The organism is Pluralibacter sp., assembly GCF_019237635.1.
Taxonomy (GTDB): Bacteria; Pseudomonadota; Gammaproteobacteria; order Enterobacterales; family Enterobacteriaceae; genus Enterobacter_B.
The window spans coordinates 17,671-31,384 of record NZ_JAFAGS010000154.1 but is presented as its reverse complement, the minus strand read 5'-3'; the positions used below and the strand labels follow the sequence as shown (position 1 = coordinate 31,384).

At 54.0% G+C, this 13,714-nt stretch carries 10 protein-coding genes; 4 read left to right on the top strand and 6 right to left on the bottom strand.

The window, feature by feature from the left end; translation table 11 throughout:
• Positions 1 to 37 precede the first annotated feature (37 nt).
• Together JO226_RS17840 and hdeB are read right to left on the bottom strand one after the other, a co-directional pair.
• On the bottom strand, positions 38 to 4,492 hold the full coding sequence (locus tag JO226_RS17840; RefSeq protein ID WP_293640655.1) for an autotransporter outer membrane beta-barrel domain-containing protein: 4,455 nt from the start codon (positions 4,490 to 4,492) through the stop codon (positions 38 to 40).
• Positions 4,493 to 5,207: 715 nt separating this feature from the next.
• Positions 5,208 to 5,525 carry an acid-activated periplasmic chaperone HdeB gene (gene hdeB / locus JO226_RS17835; protein WP_293640931.1) on the bottom strand — a complete coding sequence of 106 codons (318 nt, stop codon included), beginning with the start codon at positions 5,523 to 5,525 and terminating at the stop codon, positions 5,208 to 5,210.
• 241 nt (positions 5,526 to 5,766) lie between these two features.
• Between hdeB and JO226_RS17830 the strand changes: the two genes are divergently transcribed.
• Positions 5,767 to 6,399: a LysE family transporter gene (locus tag JO226_RS17830; RefSeq protein ID WP_293640652.1), complete on the top strand. Its 633-nt coding sequence runs from the start codon at positions 5,767 to 5,769 to the stop codon at positions 6,397 to 6,399.
• 55 nt (positions 6,400 to 6,454) lie between these two features.
• Here JO226_RS17830 and JO226_RS17825 read toward each other — a convergent pair whose 3' ends face one another.
• The 3 genes from JO226_RS17825 to codB form a co-directional block, all read right to left on the bottom strand.
• Positions 6,455 to 6,613 (bottom strand): YqaE/Pmp3 family membrane protein, encoded by a 159-nt coding sequence (locus tag JO226_RS17825; protein WP_013365076.1) that lies wholly within the window; start codon positions 6,611 to 6,613, stop codon positions 6,455 to 6,457.
• Between the two features lie 195 nt (positions 6,614 to 6,808).
• On the bottom strand, positions 6,809 to 8,089 hold the full coding sequence (locus JO226_RS17820; RefSeq protein ID WP_293640649.1) for a cytosine deaminase: 1,281 nt from the start codon (positions 8,087 to 8,089) through the stop codon (positions 6,809 to 6,811).
• Positions 8,079 to 9,329 (bottom strand): cytosine permease, encoded by a 1,251-nt coding sequence (gene codB, locus JO226_RS17815; protein ID WP_293640646.1) that lies wholly within the window; start codon positions 9,327 to 9,329, stop codon positions 8,079 to 8,081. The genes JO226_RS17820 and codB overlap by 11 nt, the downstream gene beginning before the upstream one ends.
• Positions 9,330 to 9,904: 575 nt before the next feature.
• Between codB and alaE the strand changes: the two genes are divergently transcribed.
• Entirely contained in the window at positions 9,905 to 10,342 is a 438-nt protein-coding gene (gene alaE, locus JO226_RS17810; protein ID WP_293640643.1) for an L-alanine exporter AlaE, read from the top strand.
• Positions 10,343 to 10,375: 33 nt separating this feature from the next.
• On the opposite strand, the gene JO226_RS17805 is transcribed toward alaE, so the two are convergent.
• Entirely contained in the window at positions 10,376 to 10,720 is a 345-nt protein-coding gene (locus tag JO226_RS17805) for a DUF2002 family protein (protein ID WP_293640640.1), read from the bottom strand.
• Positions 10,721 to 11,428: 708 nt separating this feature from the next.
• Here JO226_RS17805 and proV point away from each other — a divergent pair.
• Together proV and proW are read left to right on the top strand one after the other, a co-directional pair.
• Positions 11,429 to 12,631 (top strand): glycine betaine/L-proline ABC transporter ATP-binding protein ProV, encoded by a 1,203-nt coding sequence (proV, locus tag JO226_RS17800; protein ID WP_293640638.1) that lies wholly within the window; start codon positions 11,429 to 11,431, stop codon positions 12,629 to 12,631.
• Positions 12,624 to 13,688, top strand: a complete 1,065-nt coding sequence (gene proW, locus JO226_RS17795) for a glycine betaine/L-proline ABC transporter permease ProW (protein WP_293640635.1) — start codon at positions 12,624 to 12,626, stop codon at positions 13,686 to 13,688. Before proV ends, proW begins: the two co-directional genes overlap by 8 nt.
• The last annotated feature ends 26 nt before the right edge of the window (positions 13,689 to 13,714 follow it).

Below are 13,714 nucleotides of genomic sequence, written 5' to 3'. Positions count from 1 at the left end.
GGCATATCACCCGACACGCAGGTGATATGCCTGCTGCTTAGAAGGAATAACGCATTCCTAATGTGCCCTGGGTGTCGTTGTAACCCTGACCGCCCAGTTGTTCAGCGACGTTCCCCCAGAATGACAACTGCCGGTTGATTTTCCCTTCCACACCGACTTTGATTTCACCGATGTTGTGGGTGCCATCCACCTGCGTGTTAACGCCATCCATCGTCGCGCCGTAAGCGCTGGTGTTATGGATCCAGTTTACTTCTGCGAACGGCTCAAACTCGCGCTGAGTCATGCCATCAAGCTGGCTTTTCCCTTTCAGGAACGCCCGGAATCCCAGGCGGGTTTGTACATTATTGTCCCCGGAGCTACTTACCTGCGTACCGTTCTGCTCGGTGTGATTATCCGCGGTGACGCCCATCCAAATGACCTGCGCTTTAGGCTGAATAAAGACGTCATTGGCGGATCCGGCAAACGTCTCATATTCCCCTGTTTTATAGGTATACCCCGTTTCCAGAGAGGCCGTCATGCCTTTTGACGTATAGCGCTCGGCCGCCAGTCCTTCGCCCTCAACGCGGTTATCAAACCAGTTGTACAGTGCCCAGGAATCCACATAGCCTCCCTGGTTCTCTTCTCCATTCGCATACCAGGTACCGTACACACCCACACTGTAGCCGTTGACGCTGCCTTTTGAGGTTAACCCGGAGCCCTGAGAGACACTGTTGCTGCGCTCATTGGCATAACCACCCATCACCCCAGCGAGAAAGCGGTTTCTACCGTCGGTAGAACCATTGACAATATCGCCGCCCATTTGCAGGACATAGCGGTTAGCCTGAGTGGAAATGGCGCCCGCGCCAGCGTCGGCATTATTATGCCCGCCGACGTTGCGTATCCAGAATGAAGACGCACCTTCCCCCTGTGACGGCAAGAAGTTCTGCGCATTCCCCAGGCGGTCGTACAGCGTCATCGCAAACAGCGTATTCGCGGCACGAATATTATCAATGTAGGAGCCAATCTCCGGTCGCAGTGAAGGTCTGGCAGATTGCGACTGACTGTCCGGGTCGCCACTGCGGTTCACATTAAGCGAAGTCAGATACCAGGAGTCGGCATTCCCGCCATTCCCGCCACGCACCAGCGAGTAGTCATAGGCGCCGGAAGCAATAGTACCGATGCTCTTACGGTAACCATCCGATTTAGCCGAGAGGAAAAAGGCATTTGGATCGGTAGTACTCCCGTTGCGCGCATCCACCAGCAGAATCCCCGTCTGCGTTTGCGCACCATTACCGCCCGCATGTTTAATCACTACCGCAGTATTCCCCGTCGCCTTTGCGTTATCCAGCACCAGGCGATCGCTGGCAGAGCTGTCATCCCCCATAAAGGTGTTCAGAATGAGCTGGCCCTGATTGCCGACATAGTCATTTTTGACCGTCAGCGTATTTCCGGCCTGCCCTTGTTGCCCCGCGAGGTTGATAGTCCCATTGTTGGTGAGCCCGTTTGCCAGCGTCAAATTGCTGACAGGCGTGCTTTGTTGCCCGGACAAAGCGTTAAGCGCGGCCACAGTACCGTTGTTGGTGACATGTCCCGCCACGACGCCGGTACCGGATAACGTTCCGCTGTCAGAAATGGTCACATCGCCCGCCCCCAGGCCTGCACCCTGATGGTTGATATCGCCCACCACCAGCGTACCGCCGTCCACCGCCGTGCCGCCGGTGTAGGTATTGGCGGCATTCAGAACCAGCGTACCCAAATCCGTTTTACGCAGTTGAACATCACCAAAAAGCGTGTTGTCGATAGTGGCAATATCAACTGCGCCATCGGTGGTGCCATTCCCCACCCGAATCACCGACGCCGGAGAATCCGCGCTGGTCTGTGCGAGCTGAATGGCATCGCCAGTCAGGTGATAACCGTTGGCATCAAACTGCATCCCGCCAGCGGTCACCTGCCCCAGGCTGTTATCCACGCGAACCGTACCCGGCGATGCGGTGAAAACCGCAAACGCAGCATCGCTGAACGGTGCGTTGACAGACCCGCTCCAGGTTGTCCAGTTCGAATTTCCGCGGGAGTTTTGCCAGAGGCCATCGCCGCCATCAATAATCCCGTCATTACGACCGCCGTTCGCCCCATCCCAGAAGCTCAGGGTCAGTCCGTTGGTGTTGATGAGGTTGACCTGCTTTTGCACGCTGGTCTGAACGTAGTAATTCGGTGAGGGGATAGTCCCTATCTGCAGACCATTATTGGTCAGGTTACCGTCATAAGTGAAAACCCGGTAAATACCTGGGTCAAAACTGCCACCTGGCGTGGTTTTCACATTAATGGTTCCATCCAGCGTCAGGTCACCGTGCACCTTAACCAGATCATTCAGCGCACCACCGGGTACCCCGGCCTGGCCAAAGTGATAATCCAGCAACGAGCCGTTGCTGAGCCGCAGGTTTTGTTGAATGGTCAACGTCCCGGGCACCGAACCCACATTCCCGGGCGCAAGCGTCGCGCCATCCGCCACCGCCACGCTGCCGCCCAGGGTGCCATTCCCGCCAAGCGTGGCCCCCGTGTTAACGGTCGTCAACCCGGTAGCCGCCGACTGATTACCATTGATAATCAATGTCCCGGCAGAAACCGCCGTGGCGCCAGTATAGCTGTTATCCGCCGTGAGGATCGTCGTACCGGTTCCGGCCTGGGTGAGGTTACCGCTCCCGGAAATCTGCCCGTCGACGTTCAACGTATCATTGCGATCAATAACCAGTGAACCGTTGTTCAACACATTGCCAGACAGAGAGCCGGTGCTGCCGCCGTCGCCCAATTGCAGGGTTCCCCCCGCGATGGTGGTTCCGCCAGAATACGTATTGGTGCCCGTCAGCAGCATTAGTCCATCGCCACTTTTTGTTAGCGCTCCCTGGCCAGAAATCACGCCCGAAAGCGCAAGCGTAGTCGAAGGCGCAACGTCAATGTTCCCACCGCCCTGCCCCAGCACAATATTGCGCAGCGTCGAAATGCTGGCCGTTGTCGCAAGCGTTGCGTTATTCAGCAGCGTCAGAACGCCGCTCACGTCTCCCAGAGCGCCATCGGAACTTACTGACAGCGTGCCGCCGCTAATTTTCCACGGGGTTAATTGCGTGGTGGTACCGGTTAACTGCCACGTGCTGGCGCCCGTTTTTTCGAAGGCGCTAAACCCCTGAAACTGACCATTACCGCCGGTTGGGACGAGTTGACTGACGTCAAACACCGTTGCCCCACCCCCTTGCGGCTGCGTCGTATCGCCCCCCAACGCCAGAGTATTCGTTGACCCGGCCATGCCCACCACGTTACCGACGAACGACCAGCCAGCCTGAAGTTCCAGTCGGTTCACACCGCCGGTAAACGCTACCGCATTCGCCTGTCTCTGCGTTCCGCCGCCAAACAGAGGGGCGCCACTCACGCCGCCCTTAATCGCGCCAGCGTTCACGACAGATAAATTGGCGCCTTTAATCCCCGCGCCTCCATCACCAAGCCAGCCATTGGCGCGATTCCCTCCCTGGGCCCCCCCTTCGCCAGCACCGCCAGCCCCTCCATTGCCAAACGCAAAAGACGGCCCGCCGTTGCCGCCGGTAATCACCCCGTTATTCACTACCGAGATCGTGTTCTGACCATTGCCGGACACCAGAATCCCCGCACCGCCGCCACCGCTCGCAGAGATACTGGCGGACGGAAGAAGGCCGCCATCCCCTCCGGTAATGCTCCCCCCGGCAAGGTTAGTGACGTTCGCATTGGTGACAATGGCTGCGCCACCGCCGCCCCCGGCAATGGCCCGGCCACCAACACCACCGGTAATCGAGCCCCCTTCGTTGGTGAGACTCGTCGTTGTTCCCCCCGTCATCACAACCCCGGTACCGCCGCCGCCGCCCGAGCTTCCGCCGGTCTGCCCCGTTCCCCCCGCGCCACCGGTAATGGCCGCGCCGTTGCCCGTCAGGATCAGGCTGCCATCGGTCAGCACACCGGCGCCACCGCCACCGCTGCCCGTATCCGAGTTGTCGGGGCCGCCAGATCCACCGACGCCCCCGGTCACTACGGCGCCCTGAATGGTAAGTTGCGAGTTACCGGAAACCACAATCCCGGTTCCCCCACCCCCGCCGCCGCCAGCCGGCCCCTGCTTCCCGCCATTGGTGCCATTGACGCCCGATACGCCGTTGGTGATGGTCTGTGGCACCGTAATACGCATACCCGGGTCGCCCCCTAATCCAGCCGCATTACCACCCTGCCCATCAGCGCCTTTACCCTCCGTTGCGCTACCACCACCGCCGCTCCATGTGGCGCCACCTGCTCCACCGCCACCGGTTACCTGGCTCCCTGCACCACCCGGTACGCCTGACAATGCGCCATCACCTCCCGCATGGGCATCGGATAGCGTTAAAGAGGTGATAACCATGAAGGTAAATATCCCGCCCAACCAGGTAAATTTTCTGGCCCGGATAATATTACTGTGCAGTGGATAGAATGGGCGTACCGAGGCCTTATTTAAAGTTTTTAACATTATTGTTCTCGTGAGATATTGCCGTTCCCCTTAACAACAGATGTACCCGCCCGCAGTGAGCAAAAATAAATGCACTGGGCGAAACTAACGTTTTCAAGAGGAGTCAAACGTCCGAAGAATGACAGGACTATTCAGCAATAGCTTATATACGCTCATCTCACATGTAAAAATAAATTTTGAATATCGAAATCATAGATAAAATCAATCAAATTCCTAACATACTGAAAATAATGAATTATTCAAAAAATAAAAAAATAGCAAGGAGATTGATGCGTATTATTACGCACCGGGAAATGTTTTATTATGCTAAACAATTTTAAATAAATAAATATTTTAATTCTGCACATGCATTATTTCCACAGGAAATACCAACGCTAATAAATGCTGTCTTACAACAGATAAAATATATTACCTACTGGAATTACCACTTTATTTCCTCATCCACCTCTATAACAGGTGGATAATGCTACCTTCACCGCCGCGACGCAGCACCGTAGCGGTCGTTCTGACCATCGACTTCAGCGTCTGAGCCGCCTTATTGGTGCGAAACTCCTGCCAGAAACGCAATACACCGCTCAGGCTGACTTGGTCAGAATCATAGTCCCCACCGGTTCTTCTGATTTTAGCGCTGGACGAACGCGCCCCTTCGCAAGCGAGGGGCGTAAACCTGACGGTCGTCAGGTCTCAGGGGAAAACCGATGCTAAAAACAGGGGGCTATTTTTTTAATTCTTTTTTCACTTCATCCTTAATATTCTTCAGCGCGCTTTGCGGATGTTTTTTGCAAAGTTCAATGGTCAACGGAACTGCCGTGGTCTCGGTTTCGTTGAAATCCACGTAGTCGCCGCCTTTAAAGTCTTCGTCTTCATTCAGCATCCAGAACGCGACCGGCGCCATGGTCTGCGGATTGAGATCGATGAACTCCTGGCAGTTCATATTTTTAGGGGTAACGCCCTTAGAGACTGCACTGACGCCGGCGGTAACCAGTACTGCTGCGACAAAAACACCCACCGTAGACAGTGTAAATCGGTTAATCATAATACACTCCATAAACACATAATAAGGCTATGCTAAATACGACCGGCACCACTGGATATGCCGGATGGGCAGATAATACCTCGTCAAAAAATAAAGGGAGGGATTCCCCCTAAAAATAGCCATTTGTCATATTTTGCAGCGCTCATTTTTATATTTTCCGGCTGTGATGCTTCTCGCAGCACGCAAGGACTGGAGCCCGTATTCTGGTGGCAGATAACATGAGTGGATGATTTTGCCTATGGAACCGCTGCACGCCATCGTCCTGACGGTGGGTTTGTTCGTCCTCACCTTTTTCAACCCCGGCGCTAACCTGTTTGTCGTGGTGCAAACCAGTCTGGCTTCCGGACGACGCGCGGGAGCGCTGACCGGTCTTGGCGTAGCGCTGGGAGATACCTTTTACTCCGGGCTGGGTCTGTTCGGTATGGCCACACTCATCACGCAGTGCGAAGGGCTTTTCTCGATAATTAAGGTTGTCGGCGGCGGCTATCTGCTGTGGTTTGCGATAAAAAGCATGAAGCGTCAGCCCTCGCCGCAGTCATCCGCGCTGCTGCAGCCGATTACCGCGCCGTGGCACGTTTTCTTTCGCACCGGCCTGCTGACCTGCCTGTCAAATCCGCAGACCGTGCTGTTTTTTATCAGTATCTTTTCCGTCACGCTCAGCGCCGCCACGCCAACATGGGCAAAGCTGCTGGCGTGGTGTGGTATTGTGCTGAGTTCGGTCATCTGGCGACTCTTTCTCAGCCAGGCCTTCTCGTTGCCCGCCGTGCGCCGCGGCTACGCCCGGGTTCAACGTATCGCCAGCCGGGTAATCGGCGCGGTGATCGGCGTTTTCGCGCTCAAATTGATTTACGAAGGCGTCATGCGCAAATAGCGCTGGAGGATAACAACAGAAACGGGGCTGCCAGCGCAGCCCCGTTTTCGTTACATCAGTCGCGGGTTTGTACCCAGAATGCGTGAATCAACCCCGGAATATAGCCGAGCAGCGTCAAAATGATATTAATGATGAACGCCCAGCCGAACCCTTTGCCCAGCAGTACGCCCAGCGGCGGGATCAAAATAGTAAAAACAATACGCCAGAAACCCATACACACTCCATACAAACAGCCAATGTTAAAAGAGATCTCTCTCTAAGCCAGGCCATTATGCGGCGTCCAGACGGGGTTGTCCGGTGCGTTTACCCTATTTTACATCTTGGTAACAAAACAATTTGCAACAGTGGGGATTTTGCGACGACATGAAAAAAGGGCAATCTGCCCTTTTTTCATCCACTGATAATGCCATTACCGTTTGAAAGAGACCTTTTCCGGCTCGGTCAGATGCAGCGTGGTTTCTGCGGGTACGGTTTGAGCGATCACGTTGCCGTGGCGGATAGAGTAGCGGGTAGGGACCTGGCGGCGTACGGCGTCAAATCCGTTTTCCGCTGGCAAAATGACCAGATTGCCGCTATTGCCGATAACAATGCCATAGTCCTGCAGGTTGAGTGTTTTGGCGCTGTGGGTGGTTATCAGATTAAGCCCGTCATCAATTTGACGGTACCCCATCAACTGGCACACATGCAGCCCCATATGCAGGACTTGCAACATATTGGCGGTTCCCAGCGGATACCAGGGGTCGAACACGTCATCGTGACCGAAGCAGACATTGATGTCGTTCTCAAGCATCTCCTTGACTCGCGTCACGCCGCGGCGTTTCGGGTAGCTGTCGAACCGTCCCTGCAGGTGAATATTCACCAGCGGGTTAGCGACAAAATTGATGCCAGACATCTTCAATAAACGAAAGAGGCGCGAGGCATAAGCCCCGTTGTACGAATGCATCGCCGTGGTATGGCTGGCGGTCACGCGCGCGCCCACGCCGTCGCGATGCGCCAGCGCCGCTACCGTCTCAACAAAACGCGACTGCTCGTCATCGATTTCGTCGCAATGCACATCAATCAGACGGTCGTATTGTTGCGCCAGGGCGAAAATCTTATGTAACGACTCAACACCGTACTCCCGGGTAAACTCAAAATGCGGGATGGCGCCAATGACATCGGCGCCGAGGCGCAGCGACTCTTCCAGCAGGGCTTCGCCGTTCGGGTAGGAGAGGATCCCTTCCTGCGGAAAGGCCACAATTTGCAGTTCCAGCCATGGCGCGATCTCTTCCTTTACCTCAATCATGGCTTTCAGGGCCGTGAGCGTCGGATCAGAGACATCGACATGCGTTCTCACATGCTGTATCCCGTTGGCAATTTGCCACTTCAGGGTTTGCATGGCGCGGGTTTTCACATCGTTATGCGTCAGCAGCGCTTTGCGCTCCGCCCAACGTTCAATCCCTTCAAACAGAGTACCGGATTGATTCCAGTTGGGTTCGCCTGCTGTTTGCGTGGTGTCGAGATGAATATGCGGCTCAACAAAAGGCGGGATCGCGAGCCCGCCTTCGGCGTCCAGACTCTTCCCTGTGGCTGGCGGTGCAGTATCCTGCGGTTCAATGCGGCTGAAGCACCCATTTTCAATAGTAATCTGCCACAACCCTTCACGGCCCTGGAGACGAGCATGATGGATAACGAGTGAATTACTCTGCATTTTCAACCTCCGGGGAAGTAACAAAACGACGATTCATCAACAACGTCAGGGAAACATAACTCGCTACCCCGCCCAGAACTGCGTTCACGGGCACAATACCCGGAATATAGTGGCCAGCAGCGATACCCAGCGCGACCGACAGTATGGCTATCCAATTCACTGACGTAAAGCGGGCGGTACTGAAGTTGGCATAGCGCTGACGGTTCAGCAGATAGTCCGCGATAATCACTCCGCCAATGGGCGGAATGGCGGAGGAAAGAAAAGTTAACCAGCCGACGAAATTGTTATACAGCCACAGTGCGCACAGGGTGCCAATGATGCCATTGACCACTGACAGACCACGGCTGGAGAGCCCGGTGATGTTAGCGAAACCGAGGCCAGAGGCATAGAGAGCATTATCATTGGTGGTCCAGATATTCAGGCCCAGAACGATAATTGCCGGAATTAACAATCCCTGAGCAATCATGACATCTGAAATGTCTGATTGCCCGGCTGCCGCCGCACCCGCCGCGCCAAAAATAAACATCAGCGAGTTGCCGAGGAAGAAGGCAATCATCGCCACAATGACCGCGCTTTTGGCGTTGCGTCCAAAGCGCACGAAATCAGCAGTCAGCGTTCCGGCACTGACAAATGACCCGACCACCAACGCCAGCGCCGTGGAGAAATCCAGTGGGGTGCTGGGGACAATCGATTTCAACTGCGCGAGTCCACCGACCTCATTTACCGCCAACCAGACCGAGTAACTGCCCAGTATGGCAATGGCAGGCACCGCCACCGCAGAAAGAATCGTTAATGCCGAGATGCCAAAGAAAATCGTCACCGTCATCAGGATACCTGAAATCGCTATCAGGAGATTAACATCCAGGCCGGTCGCTTTACCGACCGGAATGGCGAACATGGCCACGCCGACCCCGAACCAGCCGACCTGAGTGCCGCCGAGCAGTAATGAAGGAAGCCATGAGCCTTTGATGCCAAAGGAGTAACGCGCGAGGAGATGAGTCGAAAGTCCGGTCTTTGCGCCGATATAACCGAGAAATGCAGTGTAGATACCGAGAAGGAGATTACCGAAGATAACTGCTAAGAAGAAATCATTGTATGTCAGACCGGTACCGAGTGTTCCTCCTGTCCACATACTGGCTGAAAAAAACGTTAATCCCAACATGACACACGTTAACGAGATTACGCCCTTTCGCGCAGCCAGGGGGACGGCCCCCTGGCTGTAATTATTATCGTTCGACACTATTTCCCCTTGAGCTCTGAATAAAAATCTGCGGCAGATTATAGATCGCAGCAAAAATAGCAACCGATTTCGTTTCAATATTTGTTTATTTATACACCCGCCGTTAGTCGCATTCTGGCGCATGATCTGCGTGGTGATTAAGATGTACAACCGCGTACGACACCTTACTGCTCGCTTTACATAACCACCCAACTAAAATGCATAAAACACCACCATCAGCTTTAGCATCATCGTCCAGATTAAGATTGAATCTTGGTTAAAAAAACCGCTTGTGACAGAGATCGCAAGGCCGCGCCTCAGTAAACACTGCCCCTTCCGTTCACGAAAAACGAATTAACACTAATTTATTGATTTATAATCATAAAATAACCAATGACAACAATTATAGCGCCGCGAACAAAAAACAATCAACGGCAGAGTATTTTATAGACAAAAAGCCATTAAATAAAAATGTTTCACTAGTTGTTAGTTTTATTGTAGATGGATAATCTATATACAGAAAATCAGGCAAACCATTGCTCTGATTAACCACGATTTTAACCGATACTTCGCCACTCTTTTCGAGGATCAGACCAATGTTCTCTGCGCAGTCACGCCTGCGTCATGCGGTAGCCGACACGTTCGCCATGGTGGTTTACTGTTCCGTCGTGAACATGCTGATTGAAGTTTTTCTCTCCGGGATGAGCTTTGAGCAGTCGCTTTCTTCGCGTCTGGTCGCAATCCCGGTCAACATACTCATTGCATGGCCGTACGGTTTGTATCGCGACTGGGTCATACGCTATGCCCGCCGCCTCAGTCCGTCGAAAGGGATGAAGAATCTGGCTGATGTGCTGGCTTATGTCACCTTCCAGTCGCCAGTTTACGTCGTGATCCTGCTGTCGGTGGGCGCAGACTGGCAACAGATTGCCGCTGCGGTAAGTTCGAACATCGTGGTTTCAATGATGATGGGCGCCGTCTACGGCTATTTTCTCGATTACTGCCGCCGCCTTTTCCGGGTCAGTCAGTACGCCTGAATACTGACGACTGGCGTGATGCCAGTCGTCAACTTATTGCCCGTCGCCGAACAACCCATCCAGAAAACGTTCCAGCGCCACCCGCGAACTGAACCCGTGTGGAATACCGTAATGCTCCTGCGCATCACCGCCTAAATAAAGCGGAAACTGCAGGTAGTGATCGCAGGTTTTGATATCTGAGGCGGGTTCCGCCAGCGAAAAACTGCGCTCTTTTAACGCCGGATGAATGATAAGCGCCGTCCTGCCCATACGCGCTTCGCGATTGACATAAACATAGTTGTCGCCACGCCGATAACCATACGTTTTTTGCGTTACGGCATCCATCGTAAAGCCAGATTTCTCAAGAACGCGCGCCACCTCATCGGGTCGTAAATACATAATCATTCCTCGTTATCTTTTACTGCCACGCCACCTTACCGTATTCAGCATTAACGCCGCTTTCAGAAAAATCCATAAAGCAGCCATTGGGTCGTGATTTACATCAGACATTTTCAAGCGAGATACCGGTGAATATTGGCGAAATGCGAAATGATCCCCAATACTGTTACTGTCAGTGAAGATAATAAATACGCGTCCCCCCCCTGCAGGCTTCGGTTTGCAGGGGCATTCTTTTAACGCCCGCGGATTCGCGCCGTCATTGCCGACGGCAAACGCTATCTGGAACATTTCCCGGATCGCATAGTGATGGGAAAAACGGTCGATACCCACGACAAAGATTGGGATGTTAAAATCGCTATGTCCAGGCGAATATCACCCGGAACCTCTCCCGGATAATTCCCCCGGGAGAGAGCCTCATCACAAAAATAAACAAAAAAGATTTGCATCGTCATTTACGTGACATATTCATGCGAATCCTCCCAGTTCCCGTTCAATTCCTGCGCATTGACAAAAAAATATCAACTTGCACGCAATTGCTCTCAGCCCTTATATCACGGGGGATAACGCCTTAATACGCCATTGCACATTCACACAACGTCAGGACATTGAGGGTTGTCTCAGAATCTGAGTATGTTAGGGTATAGCCAGTCAATTATTCTCATCAGGTATTATATCGACATAAATAATCAACAGGAAATCTTCTATTGCATGTCAATTAAATTAGAAATCAAAAATTTATATAAAGTATTTGGCGAGCATCCGCAGCGCGCCTTCAAATATATCGATAAAGGCTTATCCAAAGAGCAAATTCTGGAGAAAACGGGCTTATCAATTGGCGTCAAAAACGCCAGTCTGGCCATTGAAGAAGGCGAGATATTTGTCATCATGGGATTATCCGGTTCGGGTAAATCAACCCTGGTACGCCTTCTCAATCGCCTGATTGAACCTACCCGCGGACAGGTCCTGATTGACGGTGTAGATATCGCCAAAATATCAGAGACTGAACTTCGCGAGGTGCGCAGAAAAAAGATTGCGATGGTCTTTCAGTCATTCGCCCTGATGCCGCATATGACCGTACTGGATAATACCGCCTTCGGTATGGAATTAGCGGGAGTACCGTCTCAAGAACGCCAGGAAAAAGCCCTTGATGCGCTACAGCAGGTGGGGCTGGGTAATTATGCGCACGCCTACCCTGATGAGCTTTCCGGGGGGATGCGTCAGCGCGTTGGCCTCGCCCGCGCCTTAGCCATTAATCCGGATATATTATTAATGGATGAAGCCTTCTCGGCGCTCGATCCCTTAATTCGTAGCGAGATGCAAGATGAACTGGTAAAGCTGCAGGCCAAACATCAGCGCACCATTGTGTTTATTTCCCACGATCTCGACGAAGCCATGCGCATTGGCGACCGTATCGCCATTATGCAAAATGGCGAGGTGATTCAGGTCGGTACCCCGGATGAAATTCTCAATAATCCGGCGAATGATTATGTCCGGACCTTCTTCCGCGGCGTGGATATTAGCCAGGTGTTCAGTGCCAAAGATATTGCACGGCGTACGCCAGTGGGGCTTATTCGAAAAACGCCGGGATTTGGCCCGCGCTCGGCCCTCAAACTGCTGCAGGATGAGGACCGGGAATTTGGTTATGTGATTGAGCGTGGAAATAAGTTTGTGGGTACGGTGTCTATCGATTCCCTGAAAACGGCGCTGGCTGCCGGTCAGGGTATTGATACGGCCCTGCTCGACGCGCCGCAGGCCGTCGATGCCCAAACGCCGCTAAGCGAGTTGCTCTCTCATGTTGGTCAGGCGCCGTGCGCAGTACCGGTGACCGATGAAGAACAACAATACGTCGGCATCATTTCAAAACGAATGCTGCTGCAAGCTTTAGATCGCGAGGGGGCAACCAATGGCTGATCAATCTAATCCGTGGGCAACCACACCGGCGGCGGACAACGCCGCGCAAACCGCAGACGCCTGGGGCACGCCGACAGCAGCGCCGACAACCCACGGCGGCGCCGACTGGCTCAACAGCGCGCCTGCGCCGCAGGCCGAACACTTCAATATTATGGACCCGTTCCATAAAACGCTGATCCCGCTCGACAGTTGGGTCACCCACGGCATCGACTGGATGGTTATGCATTTTCGCCCGCTATTCCAGGGGATCCGCGTGCCGGTGGATTACATTCTCAGCGCCTTTCAGCAACTGCTGCTCGGCATGCCTGCGCCCGTCGCGATCGTGCTGTTTGCGCTGATCGCCTGGCAAATCGGCAGCGCCGGAATGGGGGTCGCCACGCTGGTGTCGCTCATTCTCATCGGCGCCATCGGCGCATGGTCGCAGGCGATGGTGACGCTGGCGCTGGTGCTGACCGCCCTGCTGTTCTGCGTGGTCATCGGCTTGCCGCTCGGCATCTGGCTTGCCAGAAGCCCGCGGGCCGCGAAAATTATCCGCCCGCTGCTTGATGCGATGCAGACCACGCCAGCGTTTGTTTATCTGGTGCCTATCGTGATGCTGTTTGGTATCGGCAACGTGCCGGGGGTGGTGGTCACCATTATCTTTGCCCTGCCGCCCATCGTACGCCTGACCATTCTCGGAATTAACCAGGTGCCAGCGGACCTTATCGAGGCCTCGCGCTCATTTGGCGCCAGCCCGCGCCAGATGCTGTTCAAAGTACAACTTCCGCTGGCGATGCCGACCATTATGGCCGGGGTAAACCAGACGCTGATGCTGGCGCTCTCCATGGTCGTGATCGCCTCAATGATTGCCGTCGGCGGTTTGGGTCAGATGGTGCTGCGCGGCATTGGTCGTCTCGATATGGGCCTGGCCACTATCGGCGGCGTCGGCATTGTCATACTGGCGATTATTCTCGATCGCCTCACCCAGGCAGTGGGCCGCGATTCCCGCAGCAAAGGAAATCGTCGCTGGTACACCACCGGCCCTGTCGGGTTGCTTACGCGCCCTTTCACCCAGTAACGATGTAGTTCTCCCCGGTGGCGGCC